Below are 16,795 nucleotides of genomic sequence, written 5' to 3' on the forward strand. Positions count from 1 at the left end.
GTGTTCGTATCTTGCGGGGAAGCGGCGCTCAAAGGATCACCAGCTGTATTTCAGCGACCCGATGACGGTACGGCCCTGATCCCTGTAGCAGAAGCCGGCGGAGCACACGGCGTCGCGGCGGTCGAAGAGGTTGGTCGCGTTGACCTGCAGCCTCAATCCTTCGAATTTCTTGTCCAGCGCTGCAAAATCATAGCGGACGGCGGCGTCGAAGAGGACCCGCGAGTTGTTTTTGGCCGTGTTGTAGTCGCTGGTGTAGCTGGTGCCGACGAAGCGTGCGCCGCCGCCAACGCCGAGACCATAGAGCGGACCGTCTTCGGGAAGCGTGTAATCCGCCCACAGCGACGCCATATGGCGCGGCACGGAGGAAACGTCGTTGCCGACCGTTCCCGTCGGGCCGTCTTCGATCTTCATCTGGGTGTAGGAGTAGGAGGCGATCAGCGACAGGCCGTTGTCCAGGCTGGTATTGGCTTCAAGCTCGAAGCCGCGCGAACGCAGCTTTCCGCGCTGGACCTGGGCATTGGTGATGGTGCCGTCCGGCAGTTCGACCACCTCGTAGTAGAGGCCGTTGTCCTGGTTGATGTTGAAGAGAGCCGCGGTTAGCATCGTATTGCTGTTCGGCAGCAGATACTTCACGCCGATTTCCTGCTGGTCGCTTTCCGTTGGCTTGAAGGGCGATCCGGTGGTCACGTCGACGCCGGCATTCGGCGAAAATGCGGTGGAATAGCTGGCATAGGGCGCAACGCCGAAATCGGTCTCGTAGGTCAGGCCGAGACGATAGGAGAAGGCGCGGTCCTTCTGCTTGGTGTTCGTCGTCGTGTCAGTCGCCAGCACCGTGCTGTCGGTATCGCTGGAAACCCAATCGTAGCGGCCACCGAGCGTGAAGGTCCAGGCATCGTAGCGGATCTGGTCCTGAACATAGGTGCCGACCTGCCATTGATCCTGCACGTCTTTGGTCTGGAAGGCGATCGGATCGGTCGGGCGGCCGGCGTCGGGGTTGTTGGTGTCGAGCGGCGGCGTGGTGCCATAGCCGTTCAGGTTGCGGTAGCGCAGCTTCTGGAAATCGATACCGGTCAGCAGCGTATGGTCGAGCGCGCCGGTTTCGAAGGTCGTTTCGATCTGGTTGTCGATGACGCCTGCGGTCAGCTTCTCATCGAAAGTGCCGGCGCTGGAATCGAGCAAGGTCGGGTCGATCGCATTCGGGCCATAGGCGAAGGCCCAGTCGGCATCGATGTTGAGCGTGGAAATGCGGGCGTTCTGGCGGAAGACGACATTGTCGCTGAAGCGATGCTCGAACTCGTATCCAAGGCGCGCCTGCTTCTGGACGGAATCGTTGAAATCCGGATTGCCGCCAAAGATGTCGGTCACCTGGCCAGTCGCCGGATCGTTGTAATAGGCGGCGGTGCCGCCCGTTCCCGTGCGGGAATATTCGCCGAGGATGGTGAGCTTGGTGTCTTCATCCGGCTTCCAGGTGACGGCTGGCGCGATATAGAAGCGGTCGTCCGGCAGGCTGACCTGCTCGGTGTCGGAATCGCGCAGCAGGCCGGTCATGCGATAATAGACCGGGTCCGTGTCGTTGAACGGGCCGGAAAAATCGAACTGGCCCTGATAACGGTCATGGCTGCCATATTGCAGCTGTAGCTCGTGCAGGGCGTCTTCCGTGGGGCGCTTGGTGATCAGGTTGTAGAGGCCGCCGGCGCCGGAGGAGCCGTAAAGCGAGGATGACGGTCCGCGCAGGATCGACACGCCTTCCAGACCGTAAGGTTCGGTCTTGAACAGCGAGGAGCCGGCGCCCGGCTGGCGCAGGTTGTCGCGAAACACGCCGTTATAGGTCACGTCGAAGCCGCGAACGGTGAAGCTGTCGAAGCGCGGATCAAAGCCGTAACCGCCGACGCGGGTGCCTGGCGTATAGGCGACCGTGTCCAGCAGCGTCTGCGGATTGCGATCGTTGAGCTGGGCCTGGGTGACGGACGAGATCGATTGCGGGGTCTCGAGGAACGGCGTGTCCGTCTTGGCGCCGGTGGCGCTGCTGGTGCCGACATAGCCTTCTGCCGTGATGACGCCGCCGCTGCCGCCGCTGACCTTGAGCGGCGCCAGAATGGTCGTCCCATCCGCCGTTGTCGTGGCCCCGGTGGCATCCTGTGCCAGCGTAGCCGTGGTCAAAGCCAGAAGCGAAGTACCCGCCAGAGCGAGACGGATGGCGGAACGGAAGGAAGAGGAACCCATGCGACATTCTTTCAAAAGGCATCAAAGATGACTTTCTTTATCAAGAATTTACGCGGGGAAAAGAGGAAAGCATGACTTATTTAGTCATGTTTGTCGTGCTGTGGGATTTGCGCAACATTGCACACGCACGATCCGCGAAAATCTGAAATCGCAGATAGGCGGAATGGTGGGGTTTGGGATTCGATAGTCGCAACGCGAGCATTGAAGAATTGGCCCCCACAGCGAAAACTGCGGGGGCCACCACGTTTAGCCGTGGTTGATCATGATGTGGCGGACGGCGGTATAGTCCTCCAGCGCGTAGATCGACATATCCTTGCCGTAGCCGGATTGCTTGACGCCGCCATGGGGCATCTCGTTGGTCAGCATGAAGTGGGTGTTGATCCAGGTGCAGCCGTATCGCAGGCGGGAGGCTGCCTTCATCGCCTTGGAGATGTCCTTGGTCCAGACGGAGGAGGCGAGGCCGTAGTCGCTGTCGTTCGCCCAGGTTACTGCTTCGCCGTCTTCCTTGAAGCGGGTGACGGAAACAACGGGGCCGAAGACCTCGCGGCGGACGATCTCGTCGTCCTGGGTCGCGCCGGCAACCACGGTCGGCTGGAAGTAGAATCCATCCGTGCTGCCGAGAGCGCCGCCGGTGGCGATCTGGATATGCTTCTGCTCGGTGGCGCGTTCGACGAAGCTTGCGACCCGGTCGCGCTGGCGCTTGGAGATCAGCGGGCCAATCTCGTTTTCGGTGTCGTCGGCCTGATTGTACTTGATGGTAGAGACGGCGGCGGAGAGGTCGGCGACCAACTTTTCGTAGATGCCGTCCTGTGCATAGATGCGGCAGGCGGCGGTGCAGTCCTGCCCGGCATTGTAATAGCCGAAGGTGCGGATGCCGTTGACCACAGCTTCGAGGTCGGCGTCGTCATAGACGATGACCGGGGCCTTGCCGCCGAGTTCCAGATGGGTGCGCTTGACGGTCTTGGCGGCGGCGGCAAGCACCTTCTTGCCGGTGGCGATATCGCCGGTGATCGAGACCATTGATATTTTCGGATGGTTGATCAGGGCGTTGCCGACCGTCTCGCCGCGGCCGAGGATGATGTTGACGACGCCTTCCGGCAGGATGCCGGCGAGCAGCTTCGCCATCTTCAGCGCCGTTAGCGGCGTCTGCTCGGAGGGCTTGAAGACGACGGTATTGCCGCCGGCAATTGCGGGCGCCAGCTTCCAGGCCATCATCATCAGCGGGTAGTTCCACGGTGCGATCGAGCCGACGATGCCGACCGGATCACGGCGGATCATCGAGGTATGGCCGGCAAGATATTCGCCCGCGACCGGCGCGTGCATGGAGCGGATGGCGCCGGCAAAGAAGCGCCAGCAGTCGACGATGGCCGGCAGTTCGTCATTGCGCACGGCGTTGATCGGCTTGCCGCAGTTGAGGGCTTCCAGCGCCGCGAAGGCATCGGCATCGCTTTCGATGGTGTCGGCGATCTTCAGGAGATAGCCGGAGCGTTCGGCCGGCGTCGTGGCGGCCCAACTGTCGAAGGCTTTTTCGGCGGCGTCGATGGCGGCTTCGATCTGGCTGTAGGACGCTTCCGGCAGATCGATGATCTTGCCACCGGTGCGCGGGTTGAGGATATGCTCCTCGGCTTCCGTGCCCGCTTCGAAGCGCGAGCCGATCAGGAGTTCGGTATCCATTGTTCTTCTCCCTTGGTTATTTGCCGGCACCGGCGATCTGATCGCCGTCGCGGGTGAGGTAATAGGCCGCCAGGATCGGCAGGAAGGTCACGAGCACGACCACCATGGCGACGACATTGGTGACGGGGCGCTGGCGCGGGCGGATCAGCTCTTCCAGCATCCAGATCGGCAGGGTCGATTGCTGGCCGCCGGTGAAGGTGGTGACGATGACCTCATCGAAGGACAGCGCGAAGGCGAGCATGCCGCCGGCGAGAAGCGCGGTGCCGATATTCGGCAGGATGACGTGGCGGAAGGTCTGGAAACCATCGGCACCGAGATCCATCGAGGCCTCGATCAACGAGCCCGAGACGCGGCGGAAGCGGGCGACCGCATTGTTGTAGACGACCACGACGCAGAAGGTCGCGTGGCCGAGAACGATGGTCCAGAACGAAAACGGGATATCGGCCATCGAGAAGGCGGAGCGAAGTGCGATGCCGGTGATGATGCCGGGAAGGGCGATCGGCAGGATAACGAGCAGCGAGATTGTCTCGCGGCCGAAGAAGCGTGTCTGGCTGACGGCGGCGGCGCAGAGCGTGCCGAGCACCAGGGCAATCGCCGTGGCGATCGTTCCGACCTTGACGGAAAGCGTCAGCGCCTCCCAGACATCCGGCCGGTTCCAGGTGACGGCAAACCATTGCAGCGTCAGGCCCGGCGGCGGGAACTGGTAGCTCTTCTCCTCGGTGGTGAAGGCGTAGAGAAAGATCAGCAGGATCGGCACATGCAGGAAGGCGAGGCCGGCACCGGCGGCGATCTTCAGGCCGAGAGGGGCGGAGGAGCGGTCAGAGCGCATCGAAAGCTCCCATGCGTTTTGCCATCCAGAGGTAGAGGCCCATGATGACGATCGGGACGACGGAGAAAGCGGCGGCGAGCGGGATGTTGCCGGCCGTGCCCTGCTGGGCATAGACCGCCTGACCGATGAACAGCCGCGACGAGCCGATGACCTGCGGGATGATGTAATCGCCGAGCGTCAGCGAGAAGGTGAAGATCGAGCCGGCGACGATGCCGGGCAGGGCCAGTGGAAAGAGCACATGCCGGAAGGTCTGGGCCGGATTGCCGCCGAGATCGGCGGAGGCCTCGATGAGGTTGCCGGGCACCCGCTCCAGCGAAGCCTGGATCGGAAGGATCATGAAGGGCATCCAGACATAGATGAAGACGATGAAAGTGCCGGTGTAGCTGATCGACAGCGAATTGCCGCCGACGACCGGAAGGGAAAGCCACGCATCGAGCAGCCAGAGCAGGTGCAGCTTGGCCAGCGCCCAGGTGACGATGCCCTCCTTGGCGAGGATCAGCTTCCAGGCATAGATCTTGACCAGATAGCTCGACCACAGCGGCAGCATGACGCCGAGATAGAAGACCGCCTTCCATTTGCCCCTGGCGTAACGGGCCGCGTAGTAGGCGATGGGGAAGGCGATGATGGCGGAGGCGAGCGTCACCAGCGCCGCCATAATGACGGTGCGCAGGATGATGTCGAAATTGGCCGGGATCAGCAGTTGCTTGTAGGTATCGAGCGTGAACTCGTAATTGATGAGGCCGGAGAAATCGTCGATCGAAAAGAAGCTCTGCAGCAGCAGCGCCAGCAGCGATCCGAGATAGATGATGCCGAGCCAGAGCAGCGGCGGCCCGAGCAGGATGAGCAGCAGCACATGCGGGTGCCGCCAGAGGAAATCCGAGAAGCGCCGGGCAAGGCCCGAGCGTTCCGGCAGGATGGATTGGTGGGTGACGGTGCTCATGCTTGCTCCATCACGTGCAGGTCGTTGCGCGAGAAGGCGAGTGCGATATTGGCGCCCTGATCCGGTACGGGCATCGCGGCGGGTGCGGAGACGACAATGCGCTGGCCATCACAATCGACGGTGATGCGGTTAACCGCGCCGAGGAAACTGCAGGCGGTGACGGTGCCGGACAGGGTCAGCATTTCCGCCCATGAGGTGCTGATCTGGATCGCTTCCGGCCTGAGGCTCGCGGCCCCGGCGGAAATGCCGAGCTTGCTGAGGGTGGCGGCGGACAGCACATTGGACGAGCCGACGAAATCGGCGACGAAGCGGGTCTGCGGGCGATTATAGACATCCTCGGGCGTGCCGAGTTGTTGGATCTTGCCGTCGTTGAACACGGCGATGCGGTCTGCCATCGAGAGCGCTTCACCCTGATCATGGGTGACGAAGACGAAGGTGATGCCGAGCGATTTCTGCAGGGTTTTCAATTCTTCCTGCATCTGCTCGCGCAGTTTCAGGTCGAGCGCGCCGAGCGGCTCATCGAGCAGCAGCACCTTGGGGCGATTGACGAGCGCGCGGGCGAGCGCCACGCGCTGGCGCTGGCCGCCGGAAAGCTGGCCCGGTTTACGGACGCCGTACCCCGGCAGCTTCACCATGGCGAGCGCGTCTTCGGCTGCCTTGCGCCGTTCCTCGCGGCCGACGCCCTTGACCATCAGGCCGTAGGCGACGTTGTCGAGGATCGAGAGATGCGGGAAGAGGGCGTAATCCTGAAACACGGTGTTGACGTTGCGGCGATAGGGCGGCACGCCCTCGGCCGTCTCGCCGAAGATTTCGATATGGCCCGAGGTCGGCTGCTCGAAGCCGGCCATCAGTCGCAAGCACGTGGTCTTGCCGGAGCCGGAGGGGCCGAGCATGGCAAAGAATTCGCCTTCGGCGATCGAAAGATCGGCCTCATCGACGGCGCGCACGCTGCCGAAATGGCGGGATACTTTCTGGAAGAGAACGGCGGTCATGGAGGCTCCGGAGTTCGCGTTATTGCCCTCATCCGGCCTGTCGGCCACCTTGACTCCCCGCAGGCGGGGAGGAGGAACAAGCGGCATGCTCTGTCGTTCCCTCTCCCCGCGTGCGGGGAGAGGGTTAGGGTGAGGGGCATTCTGAGAGGTTCAAAGGCTGCCGGATTTACCGGCCGCCGATCACGCCGATATAGTCGGAGACCCAGCGGTGATAGGGCACGCACTCGCCCTGGCTTTCGCATTTCGAAGTCGGCGTCTTCCAGAAGCTGATCTTGTCGAAGCTGTCGAAGCCGTTGGTGTGGCAACCTTCGTCGGTCAAGAGTTCGTTGCCCTTGCAGGCGGCCGGAACCGAAGGAACAGCGCCAAACCAGGCGGCGGCGTCGCCCTGCACCTTGGCGGACAGCGAATGTTCCATCCATTTGTAGGCGCAGTTCGGATGGGCGCTTTCGGCATGCAGCATGGTCGTATCCGACCAGCCGGTGACGCCTTCTTCCGGGAAGGTCGAGGCGATCGGCAGCTTTTCGGCCTGCATCAGGTTGACCTGGAACGGCCAGGAACCGGAAGCGACGACGCCTTCGTTCTTGAAGTCGTCGATCTGGATCATCGCGTCGTGCCAATAACGGCCGACCAGCGTGCGCTGGACGCGGAGCAGATCGAGGGCCGCCTTGTACTGGTCTTCGTTCAGCTCATAGGGGTCCATGATGCCGAGTCCCGGCTTGTGGGCCTTGAGGTAGAGGGCGGCATCGGCGATGTGGATCGGGCCGTCATAGGCCTGAACGCGGCCCTTGTTGGACTTGCCGTCCGGCAGGGTCATTTCCTCGAACACGACGTTCCAGCTCTTCGGGGCTTCGCCCTTGAAGGCTTCGGTGTTGTACATCAGGACGTTCGGCCCCCAGAGATAGGGTACGCCGTAATGCACGCCCTTCACCGTGTTCCAGGGCGCGCTCTGCAGGCGCTCGTCGACCGTCTTGAAGCTCGGGATGAGATCGGTGTTGATCGGCTGGACGCGCTTGCCGGCCACGAGCCGCAGCGAGGCGTCGCCGGAGGCCGTGACGAGGTCGAAGCCGCCTTCGTTCATCAGGGCGACCATTTCATCTGACGTGGCGGCGGTCTTGACCGTCACCTTGCAGCCGGTTTCCTTTTCGAAGGAGGTGACCCAGTCGTAATTCTTGTCGGTCTCGCCGCGCTCGATGTAACCAGCCCAGGCAACGATCGAAACCTCGCCTTCTCCGGGACCGATTTCCTTGAGAGCTTCCTGGGCGAAGGCAGGGGCGGTGAGGGCGAAGGTCAGGGCAAGCGCAGTGCAGGAATGAAGAACTCGCTTCATCATCAGTCTCCCGGTTTGTCCGCTTTCGTGCGGTATTGTTCCCGGAGAAAAAGGTGCCTCTATTTCGTCGTATTCGCAAATTCATTAATCAGAAAGTCGGTATCGGAATTTCCGATATCGATCGGCGTCAGCGATTTCTTCCACTCCTCAAGGCTTCGGCGACGCCGATGAAATCCTTCGCCGATTGCGGTAGGCCGGAACCCTTGCGCCAGACCATGCCGACCTGCACCACCGGCAGAGCACCGGAGACATCGCGGCTTTCGATCCGGTCGCCTTCCAGCGACCAGGGGCGATAGACGAGATCCGGCAACAGCGCGATGCCCGCGCCGGTGGCGACGAGGCTGCGCACCGCTTCCACCGAGCGGGTGCGGAAAGCGACATGCGGGCGGGCACCGAGCGCGCTCAAGAGCTTGCCGGTGTTCTCCTCGATTTCGTCCACTGTCAGCATGATCAGCGGTTCCTTGGCGATATCGGCGACCGAGATGATATCGGCAGAAACCAGCGGATGGCCGAGCGGTAGCCACAGGCGATAGGGGGATGTCTCGATGATTTCGGCCTGCAGCGCCATACGGTCGCGCAGGTTGGAGATGACCATGACCGCGACGTCCAGCTCGCCGCCGATCAGCAGATGTTCGAGGTAGGAGCCGTTATCCTCGATGGCGCTGACATCGACTTCCGGGCAGGCGCGGCGATAGCGGGCGAGCAGATCGGAGAGCACATACCCTGCAACCAGGGATGTCACGCCGAGATTGAGCTTGCCGCCGGCTCGCTCAACCCGCTCCTGCGAAAACGAGCGGCGGGCATCGGAAACGCCGGCAAGGATTTTCGTCGCGTGGCGCAGGAACTGGTGGCCGTTATGGGTGATGTGCAGGCCGCGCGGATGGCGCTCGAAAAGCTCGACGCCGAGATCCGTCTCCAATTCCTTCACCGCCTCGGTAATCGAGGACTGGGAGATTGAAAGATTCTGCGCCGCCCGCGTCACCGAGCCCTGCTCGGCGACGGCGACGAAATACTGCAATTGCCGAAGGGTGAATGCCATGGGCGTTAGCTAAGCGAGCGGGGCGGGAGATGGCAAGGGTGGTGTGCTTGCTATTCAAGCTCGTGAGATTTATATTGGTGGAGTGGTGACCGGAGCTGCATACCCCGGCCACCTTTGCTTATCTTACGAAGTTGACCCGGACAGCTATTGACCAGCTCGTCCGGGTTTTTCGTACAGTAAGCGTGATGCTAAATGGCAAAGGCCACATAGATCACCTCCATGGTCATCGGCAAGGCCGTTGCCTCGGTCCGGGAGGCCTGTCTTCCCGGATGACGCCGGCTGGCTCGGCGCACTCTGCTTTTGCGGTGAACATGCTATTGTTAGCAGATGCGTAGAAACCCGCAATGGTTGTGATGAGGTTGTTTCGCCGCCGCCTTGTCTTCGAATTCACTGGAAATGTCGGATCGGGAATGGTGCGGCTTGCTGGATTTGCTAGCTTGCGGAAACCGCAATGTCAGAGCGACAGGTCATGACCGCAAAGCCACTCCCTACCGAACCCGGCATTCTCGCTTTCCACGCCCGTTGCGAGGCCTTCTATCCGGCCGATGCCGTCGATGCGCCGATCGGGCAGCAGCGGCAATGGTATGATGCGCTTTGCAAGGCGTTCGATGCCGCGCCGCCGGGGGGGATGACCAAAAGCGACAGCCTCGTCGAAGGGCGGATCGCTATCCGGAGCTACCGCCCCGCAGAGATCAAAACGCAGACCCGGCTGTTTTACATCCATGGTGGCGGCTTTGTGGTGGGGTCTCTGGACAGCCACGATGCCATCTGCGCCGAGATTTCCGATGCGGTGGGGGCGGAACTGGTTTCCATCGATTACCGGCTGGCACCGGAGCATGTCTGGCCCGCCGCCTTCGAGGATTGCTGGGCGGTGCTCGTTCACCTGCTGCAAGATGTCCGGCCTGTGGTTGTCATCGGCGACAGCGCCGGTGGCAATCTGGCGGCGGGTATCGCCGTGAAGGCGCGGGACGAGGGGCTTTCCGGCATTGTCGGGCAGGTGTTGATCTATCCCGGTCTCGGCGGCGATCTGGTTTCCGGCTCCTATATCGAGATGGCCGATGCGCCGGGGCTTTCCACCGCGGATGTCGCCTATTACCGCGATGTGCTGCACGCGCCGGAGGATAATCCTCATGCTTTCCCGCTGGCGGCCGGCGACTTTGCCGGTTTACCGCGGGCTTATATTTCCGCCGCGCATTTCGATCCCCTGCGGGACGACGCCCGGTTCTATGCTGCCCGGCTGATCCAAGCCGGTATCGACGTCATCTTCCGGGAAGAGCCGCAGATGATCCATGCCTGGCTACGTGCCCGCTTCATGAGCGAGGGAGCACGGACCGGCTTTGCCGCTCTATGTGACGGCATCCGGCAACTCGCCAAAGTCTGAGCCGATCAGCCCTTCGCATCTGCGACCAGAACCGGCTTTTGCGAAAAGCGGCTCGGAAACAAGGCCTTGAGATTGTCGATCTTGGGGAGGTCATTGTAGACGATATAGGGATAGGTCGGGTTGGCCGTCAGGAAATCCTGATGGTAGGCCTCGGCGGGATAGAAGCCGCTCGAATGTGATACCTGCGTCACGATCGGCTCGGGAAAGACACCGGCTTTGCCGAGCTGGGCGATATAGGCATCCGCAACCTTCTTCTGCTCGTCCGAAAGCGTGAACACGGCGGAGCGATACTGCGTGCCGTGGTCCGGCCCCTGATAGTTGAGCTGGGTCGGATTGTGCGCGACGGAGAAGAAAATCTGGAGGAGCTGGCCATAGCTGACGATTTTCGGATCGAAGGTGACTTCGACGGATTCGGCGTGGCCTGTCTTGCCAGCGCTCACCGTCTCATAATCGGCCGTCGCCTTGTCGCCGCCGGAATAGCCGGAAACGGCATTGCGGACACCCTTCACATGCTGAAAAACGCCCTGTACGCCCCAGAAGCAGCCTCCGGCAAAGATGGCTTTTTCGGTCGCTGCGGTGGAGACTTCGTCAGCGGCGGGCGCGGGAATGACCACTGCATCTTCTGCGGCAAGGCTGGTCGTGACACCGGAAATCTGCAGGGCGAGAGCCGCCGTTATGGTGATAGCCGCCAGCGTGAAGTTGCGGGCAATTGCAGACGTCTTGGCAGGCATGGCGCTGTCTCCTGATGGCTTTATCCACGCGGCCGGCTATTTTCCTCGCCGCATTCGTTGGGGCGGAGCATCCTACCAAGCCCGGACACGGTCAAATCGCATTTGCGTGTGTCCTGCGTGACGGAAATCAACGCTTGCGGCACCTTCGCTGCGGCTGCATGCTCCTCAACGGGGTTCAAGGAGAGAAAGAGATGACGGCGATCCGCGATCTTGAAGTGCTGCTCAGGGAAATGCGGCCGGCCTTGCGCGATGGCGACTATGTCTTCTGCTGTCTTCCGACACAGGAGGCGGAAGAGCACATCGCGTCGGCTTTATGCCTTTTTCGCGAGGACGAAGGGGTGACGCTCATTCTCGAACGCACCCACGCCGAACGGGCAGGGCTCGCATATGGCCCGGTGATGCGCTGCATCACGCTGACGGTTCACTCGGCGCTTGAGGCGGTCGGCCTCACGGCCGCGGTCTCGGCGGCCCTAACGCGCCACGGCATCAGCGCCAATGTCGTTGCCGCCTACCATCACGATCATATCTTCGTGCCCGCTGAGGATGCACAACGGGCGCTGCTTGCCCTGAAGGAGGCAGCGCCCGTCTGAGCGTTACATGAAGTCGCGCGGGATGCGCTTGTCGAAGCTCTTCTCGAAGATTTCCGTCTCGCCTTCGAGCGCCGTGATCGAGCCGGAGACCAGCCAGTCCTCCCTGGTGCAGGCGATGGTCGAAACCGTGATCGTCCTCAGGACGATATCGTCGCGCTGCATGTCGCAGGTCCAGGTCGAGGTACCGGTCATCGACAGGGGGTCGCCCTCCGCGATAGACCAGAGTTCGTCGCGGATCTGGCGGGTGGCAAGCCCGGTATCGGGATGGCGGGTGAGGCCGGTATCCTCGTAGATGGTATAATCGGTCACGCCGTTGGTGAGATCGCGCAGCACGCTGCGGGACGTCTCGCCCGGTTCGAGATCGATATATTTCGGCAACGGATCGGGGTTTTCCGGTTCCGGCACGCTGATCCGCTGGTGCTCCCCAAGAAGCGGCAGGGCAAGCCCGATCGAAGCGCGATCGATGGTCAGGCCCGGATCGGTCGGAGCGGGCAGGACCATCGGCCAGTAGGCAGTCGAAAGCGATAACCGGATGCGATGGCCCTCGCGGAAATTATAGCCGAGCGCATCGAGCACCAGCCGAATTTGCGTCTTTTTGCCCTTTTCCATCGCCTTCGGTTCGGCATTGCCATCGCGGTGGGCGAGGTTCAGAACGCCGAAGGTGACGCGGGTCGCCGTGCCGTCCGGGTGGATGTCGACGATGCGGGCGATCAGGTTTGCCCAATCCTCGTCGCAGGCGACATCGAGGGTCAGCACCGGTTGGCCGAGTGCGGTCACGGCTTTTGTAAGCGGAGCGGTTTCGAAAACCAGCGAGCCGGCATCATCGACACGCTGGTCGCCGGCCATCTCGGCGTCGGGCTTCAGGGTGAACCATTCGCCGGAGGCCGTACCGGTATCGAGCGGGGACTTGATATACACGTCCTGGCCGCTTGCGCCGGCAATCGGCATGCCCTCGTCAAGGCCGCCGAACTGATCGACATAATAGCTCTGCATCTCCGGCTGCTGCCAGCTGTCCTTGGCGATCCAGAAGCCGGGGTCGAACTCGCGCCGAAGCGAAGGCTTCGGGCCGTCCTGAATGTAGGCGCGCATCTGCGGCAGCTTTTCCGCGCCGGTGTCTTCATCGCGCAGCCACTTGTTCCACCAGGCGATGGCCTCGCCGTGGAAATCTGCTCTGGGCTTCGGCCAGGCGAAATGCGGATACTTGTGCACCCATGGGCCGATCATCGCCTTGGCCTTGTCGCCCAAACCTTCGATCGCCTTGATCGGCGTGTTGCGGTAACCATCGGCCCAGCCGGCGATCACCAGGGCGGGGATCGGGAAACCGCCGAAATCCTCACAGATCGAGCCATGTTTCCAGAATTCGTCGCGGCGCTGATGCTCCAGCCATTCTTCCATGAAGAAGGGCTCGTTCTCCAGCCGCTCCAGCCACATCTCTTTCCATTTGTCGCCGACCAGCGCCGGGTCCGGCGAGCGCGACTGGTAGGCAAGCATGGTCGCCGCCCAGGAAAGCTGGGCGGAAAGATGGGTGCCGTTCTTGTAATGAATGTCGTCATTGTAGCGATCGACGGTCGAGGCGATGGAGATCACCGCCTTCAGCGCCGGGGGCTTCAAGGCCGCGACCTGCAGACAGTTGAAACCGCCCCAGGAGATACCCATCATGCCGACCTTGCCGTTCGACCACGGCTGGCCCGCGATCCATTCGATCAGTTCGCAGCCGTCGGCGAGTTCGCGCGGCGTATATTCGCCGTCGATCACGCCGTCGCTTTCGCCGGAGCCCCGGATATCGACGCGTACGCCGGCAATGCCGGCTTCGGCAAAGACCGGGTAGGTCGATTCATCGCGCAGGCAGGTTCCATCGCGCTTGCGATAGGGCAGGTATTCGAAAACGGCGGGAACGGGCGCTTTATCAGCGCCCTCCGGCATCCAGATGCGCGCGGCAAGCCGCGTGCCGTCCTTCAGCACGATCCATTCGTTTTCGATGACCGTGAAATTACGCTTTGTCATGGAATGCACCCTTACGCATCGAGCCAGATACGGCTGCCAATATAGCCGTTCGACATGTCATTACCGATGTCATCGACAAAGCCCTTCACCGAAGCGGAAGCGGCCATGATGTAATCGTTGAAGACCGGCAGGATGAGGCCGCCTTCATCGCGCACGATGACCGCCATCGTGTGATAAAGCTCCTTGCGCTTGGCATCGTCCAGTTCCGAGCGGGCCTGCAGCAGCAGCTTGTCGAAGTCTTCGCGCTTGAAGCGGGTGTCGTTCCATTCCGCCGTCGAGAGATAGGAGGTCGAGTAGCGCGAATCCTGCGTCGGCCGGCCACCCCAATAGGAGGCGCAGAAGGGCTGGACGTTCCAGACATTGGTCCAGTAGCCGTCTTCCGGCTCACGGCGCACTTCGATTTCGATGCCGGCCTTCTTGGCGCTTTCCTGAAACAGCACGGCGGCATCGACCGCGCCGGAGAAGGCGGCGTCCGAGGTCCTGAGCAGGATCGGCCGGTCAAGGCCGGATTTCTTGAAGTGGAAGGCAGCCTTGTCCGGGTCATAGACGCGCTGCTCGATGCCTTCGGGGGCAAGCGCATAGTTGCTGTTGACCGGGTAGTCGTTGCCGAGCGTGCCATAGCCGCCGAGCACGCGGTCGAGGATCGCCTGACGGTCGATCGCATACTTCATGGCAAGGCGCAGGTCGTTGTTGTCGAAGGGCGCGGTGTCGCAGTGCATCAGGAAGCTGTAGAAACCCTTGCCGGAACTGCGCAGGATTTCGACGCGCGGCGCGCGCTTGAGCAGCGGCACGGTCTTCGGGTCGATGTTATTGATGAAATGCACCTGGCCGGAAGAGAGGGCGGCGATACGGGCCGTCGCATCGTTCATGACGATGATCTCGACCGAATCGACGAAGCCGCGATCCGAACGCCAGTCGTCGGCGTTCTTTTCGAAGGTGGCGCGCACGCCGGCTTCATAGCTTGTCAGCTTGTAGGGGCCGGTGCCGATCGGCGAGGCCGGGTCGTCGAAGCCGCCGTTCGGCTGGATGATCAGGTGATAGTCGGTCAGCATCAGCGGCAGGTCGGCATTGCCTTCCGTCAGCGTCAGCACGAGATCGCCGGCCTTTTCCTCGATGGTCTTGATCGAGCGCATCAGGCCGAGCGCGCCGGATTTCGAACCCTCTTCCGAATGGCGCTTCAGGGTGGCGATGACGTCGGCGACGGTCATCTTGCGGCCATCATGGAAGGAGATGTCGTTGCGAATCTTGAAGGTCCAGACGGAAGCATCGGTCGAGGGCTCCCACGAGGTTGCGATGGAGGGCAAGGCTGCACCCGTCTTCGGGTCGGTCTCGACCAGCGTATCGCCCCAGAGATGGCCGATGACGAAGAGCACGGAGGCGCTATAAGTCGCGGGATCGAGCACGTCGGTTGCAGCACCGCCTTTGAGGCCCATCTTGAAATGCCCACCGCGCTTGGGCTCCTCAGCCCTCGCATCGCCTGCCGCCATCGTGCCGCCGAAGGTGGCGGCGAGGCCGAGGGCGGCAGTGCCGGCGAGGAAGCCGCGACGGTTGATGCTGGTCGGGACGATCAGCCCGTCCGGGCGCTTGGTGAAGTCGGTCATGTGCGGTTCCCTTTGTGATGTCGTTGGGAAAAAATCTACTCTCTGTACACTCATGCACAATTTCGCGACTTGACGCTGATTTACGCTAATTTACGCTATACCTCCGACATCCGGGGACAGCTTGATATGCGCGACGCCATTTTTCACGAGAACCTACGCCTTGCCTGCGCAACACGCCGCTCGATCTCCGAGGTTTGCCGCGACATCGGCATCAACCGCCAGCAGTTCAACCGCTATATCAGCGGCGAGGCGCGGCCCTCGGCCTATAATATCGGCCGCATCGCCGCCTTCTTCGGCGTCTCGCCGCAGGATTTCGCGCTTTCGCCAAAGCTTTTCGAAACACGCTTGATCAGGCCGGATCGCGACCGGCTACAGGCGGGCTCGCTGCTGGATGGTTTTCCGGGCGACCTTGCGGCGCTTCGCCGGCATGTCGGCTACTATCAGACCTACCATCTTTCGCCGTCATGGCCGGGGCTGGCGGTGTCGTCCTGCTCGCGGCTTTTCGAGGACAATGGTTCGATCCGGGTGAAATCGATCGAGCGTATCCGCGATACTGCCAACGAGATCGTGCAGTTTTCGAAATATGTCGGGCTTGCCACCTACTGGCGCAACCGCATCTTCATTGCCGAGCGAAGCGTCGGGCGCCAGCCGATGCTGTCGCAGACCATCCTGTTGCCGTTCGAGGTGCATCAGAAAGTCTATCTGCGCGGCACGACCATGGGCGTTTCCTGGCGCAAGGAAAATCTGCCCTATGCCTCACGCATGATCTGGCGCCATATCGGCCAGGAGCCGGACTTGAGGCAGATGCTATCGCGTTGCGGCGTGCTGGCGCTGAACTCGCGGCAAATGCCGGCGATGGTTCGGCATTTTCTGGAAACACCGAGCGCCGAAGTGCTGACGCTGCCCTCCGATTATTGAGGGATGCGGCCGGGTGGCTGCGTGTTATGGTTTGTCGGTTCGATGGAGGAGGAAACCATGAGGACAAGACTGCTGACTTGCGCCTGCCTGCTGTTCGGTGGTTATCCGGCCGCAAGTTTTGCCGAAGACGCTGCTGCGATCCCGCCTTGTGCGCTGTCCGGTGCCGTCAGCGTCATGATCGGCGGTGCGCCGGCTCTCAGGCTTTCCGATGTCGCCAAATGCCCGCCGGAACTCTACGAGGTCGTGCCGAGCATCATGATCGAGGGCCAGCCGGTGGTGCATTTCCGCGGCGGCTCGGATGGCAAGACGACCTGTGCCGCCAAGAGCGAGGGCAGCGTGACGATGGAAGGAGAGGCGGCGAACAGGCTGGGGGATGTGGCGTGTAAGACCGAGTAGCGGCTTGCTCGATCATCCCCTCTCCCCGCTTGCGGGGAGAGGGCTAGGGTGAGGGGCAACTCACGATCCCCGAAGATTTCGAGGCTTCCGCCCCTCATCCGGCCTGTCGGCCACCTTCTCCCCGCAGGCAGGGAGAAGGGACAAGCGGCA

General features: G+C 62.0%; 14 protein-coding genes. 4 read left to right on the forward strand and 10 right to left on the reverse strand.

The features are described 5' to 3' along the window. Positions 1–36: 36 nt before the first annotated feature. The 7 genes from ASC86_RS14385 to ASC86_RS14415 all read right to left on the reverse strand — a co-directional run bounded on the left by ASC86_RS14385 (position 37) and on the right by ASC86_RS14415 (position 9,024). Positions 37–2,223 (reverse strand): TonB-dependent siderophore receptor, encoded by a 2,187-nt coding sequence (locus ASC86_RS14385; protein ID WP_056322193.1) that lies wholly within the window; start codon positions 2,221–2,223, stop codon positions 37–39. 246 nt (positions 2,224–2,469) lie between these two features. Further along, positions 2,470–3,897 carry a gamma-aminobutyraldehyde dehydrogenase gene (locus ASC86_RS14390; protein WP_056322196.1) on the reverse strand — a complete coding sequence of 476 codons (1,428 nt, stop codon included), beginning with the start codon at positions 3,895–3,897 and terminating at the stop codon, positions 2,470–2,472. Positions 3,898–3,913: 16 nt separating this feature from the next. After that, positions 3,914–4,726 (reverse strand): ABC transporter permease, encoded by an 813-nt coding sequence (locus ASC86_RS14395; RefSeq protein ID WP_056322200.1) that lies wholly within the window; start codon positions 4,724–4,726, stop codon positions 3,914–3,916. Next, positions 4,716–5,666, reverse strand: coding sequence for an ABC transporter permease (locus ASC86_RS14400; RefSeq protein ID WP_056322202.1), 951 nt, complete (start codon positions 5,664–5,666; stop codon positions 4,716–4,718). Before ASC86_RS14400 ends, ASC86_RS14395 begins: the two co-directional genes overlap by 11 nt. Continuing rightward, entirely contained in the window at positions 5,663–6,658 is a 996-nt protein-coding gene (locus ASC86_RS14405) for an ABC transporter ATP-binding protein (RefSeq protein ID WP_056322204.1), read from the reverse strand. The genes ASC86_RS14400 and ASC86_RS14405 overlap by 4 nt, the downstream gene beginning before the upstream one ends. 166 nt (positions 6,659–6,824) lie before the next feature. Then, positions 6,825–7,985 (reverse strand): ABC transporter substrate-binding protein, encoded by a 1,161-nt coding sequence (locus ASC86_RS14410; RefSeq protein WP_056322207.1) that lies wholly within the window; start codon positions 7,983–7,985, stop codon positions 6,825–6,827. Positions 7,986–8,112: 127 nt separating this feature from the next. Next, a complete protein-coding gene (locus tag ASC86_RS14415) occupies positions 8,113–9,024 on the reverse strand; it encodes a LysR family transcriptional regulator (RefSeq protein WP_056322209.1) in 912 nt (303 codons plus the stop codon). A 451-nt stretch (positions 9,025–9,475) separates the two neighbouring features. On the opposite strand from ASC86_RS14415, the gene ASC86_RS14420 reads away from it, so the two are divergent. Then, positions 9,476–10,405, forward strand: a complete 930-nt coding sequence (locus ASC86_RS14420) for an alpha/beta hydrolase (protein WP_156387051.1) — start codon at positions 9,476–9,478, stop codon at positions 10,403–10,405. Positions 10,406–10,410: 5 nt separating this feature from the next. On the opposite strand, the gene msrA is transcribed toward ASC86_RS14420, so the two are convergent. Then, entirely contained in the window at positions 10,411–11,136 is a 726-nt protein-coding gene (msrA, locus tag ASC86_RS14425; protein ID WP_056322214.1) for a peptide-methionine (S)-S-oxide reductase MsrA, read from the reverse strand. A 191-nt stretch (positions 11,137–11,327) separates the two neighbouring features. Between msrA and ASC86_RS14430 the strand changes: the two genes are divergently transcribed. Continuing rightward, positions 11,328–11,726 carry an ACT domain-containing protein gene (locus ASC86_RS14430; RefSeq protein WP_056322217.1) on the forward strand — a complete coding sequence of 133 codons (399 nt, stop codon included), beginning with the start codon at positions 11,328–11,330 and terminating at the stop codon, positions 11,724–11,726. Between the two features lie 3 nt (positions 11,727–11,729). Here the strand turns inward: ASC86_RS14430 and ASC86_RS14435 are convergent, their stop codons facing one another. After that, positions 11,730–13,730 carry a CocE/NonD family hydrolase gene (locus tag ASC86_RS14435; protein ID WP_056322219.1) on the reverse strand — a complete coding sequence of 667 codons (2,001 nt, stop codon included), beginning with the start codon at positions 13,728–13,730 and terminating at the stop codon, positions 11,730–11,732. Between the two features lie 11 nt (positions 13,731–13,741). Beyond that, a complete protein-coding gene (locus ASC86_RS14440; protein WP_056322223.1) occupies positions 13,742–15,331 on the reverse strand; it encodes an ABC transporter substrate-binding protein in 1,590 nt (529 codons plus the stop codon). 126 nt (positions 15,332–15,457) lie between these two features. Between ASC86_RS14440 and ASC86_RS14445 the strand changes: the two genes are divergently transcribed. Then, the gene (locus tag ASC86_RS14445; protein WP_156387052.1) at positions 15,458–16,249 is read left to right on the forward strand and encodes a helix-turn-helix transcriptional regulator; all 792 of its coding nucleotides are present in this window, start codon (positions 15,458–15,460) and stop codon (positions 16,247–16,249) included. Positions 16,250–16,306: 57 nt separating this feature from the next. Then, a complete protein-coding gene (locus ASC86_RS14450) occupies positions 16,307–16,645 on the forward strand; it encodes a hypothetical protein (protein WP_056322225.1) in 339 nt (112 codons plus the stop codon). Positions 16,646–16,795: the final 150 nt, after the last annotated feature.

Origin of the sequence: Rhizobium sp. Root1212, from assembly GCF_001424985.1 — a bacterium.
In the GTDB taxonomy this organism is placed as follows: domain Bacteria; phylum Pseudomonadota; class Alphaproteobacteria; order Rhizobiales; family Rhizobiaceae; genus Pararhizobium.

Bases quoted from the DNA above. Each gene is read 5' to 3' on its own strand.
- ASC86_RS14385 (WP_056322193.1), bottom strand. From the start codon at position 2,223: ATGGGTTCCTCTTCCTTCCGTTCCGCCATCCGTCTCGCTCTGGCGGGT.
- ASC86_RS14390 (WP_056322196.1), bottom strand. From the start codon at position 3,897: ATGGATACCGAACTCCTGATCGGCTCGCGCTTCGAAGCGGGCACGGAA.
- ASC86_RS14395 (WP_056322200.1), bottom strand. From the start codon at position 4,726: ATGCGCTCTGACCGCTCCTCCGCCCCTCTCGGCCTGAAGATCGCCGCC.
- ASC86_RS14400 (WP_056322202.1), bottom strand. From the start codon at position 5,666: ATGAGCACCGTCACCCACCAATCCATCCTGCCGGAACGCTCGGGCCTT.
- ASC86_RS14405 (WP_056322204.1), bottom strand. From the start codon at position 6,658: ATGACCGCCGTTCTCTTCCAGAAAGTATCCCGCCATTTCGGCAGCGTG.
- ASC86_RS14410 (WP_056322207.1), bottom strand. From the start codon at position 7,985: ATGAAGCGAGTTCTTCATTCCTGCACTGCGCTTGCCCTGACCTTCGCC.
- ASC86_RS14415 (WP_056322209.1), bottom strand. From the start codon at position 9,024: ATGGCATTCACCCTTCGGCAATTGCAGTATTTCGTCGCCGTCGCCGAG.
- ASC86_RS14420 (WP_156387051.1), top strand. From the start codon at position 9,476: ATGTCAGAGCGACAGGTCATGACCGCAAAGCCACTCCCTACCGAACCC.
- msrA (WP_056322214.1), bottom strand. From the start codon at position 11,136: ATGCCTGCCAAGACGTCTGCAATTGCCCGCAACTTCACGCTGGCGGCT.
- ASC86_RS14430 (WP_056322217.1), top strand. From the start codon at position 11,328: ATGACGGCGATCCGCGATCTTGAAGTGCTGCTCAGGGAAATGCGGCCG.
- ASC86_RS14435 (WP_056322219.1), bottom strand. From the start codon at position 13,730: ATGACAAAGCGTAATTTCACGGTCATCGAAAACGAATGGATCGTGCTG.
- ASC86_RS14440 (WP_056322223.1), bottom strand. From the start codon at position 15,331: ATGACCGACTTCACCAAGCGCCCGGACGGGCTGATCGTCCCGACCAGC.
- ASC86_RS14445 (WP_156387052.1), top strand. From the start codon at position 15,458: ATGCGCGACGCCATTTTTCACGAGAACCTACGCCTTGCCTGCGCAACA.
- ASC86_RS14450 (WP_056322225.1), top strand. From the start codon at position 16,307: ATGAGGACAAGACTGCTGACTTGCGCCTGCCTGCTGTTCGGTGGTTAT.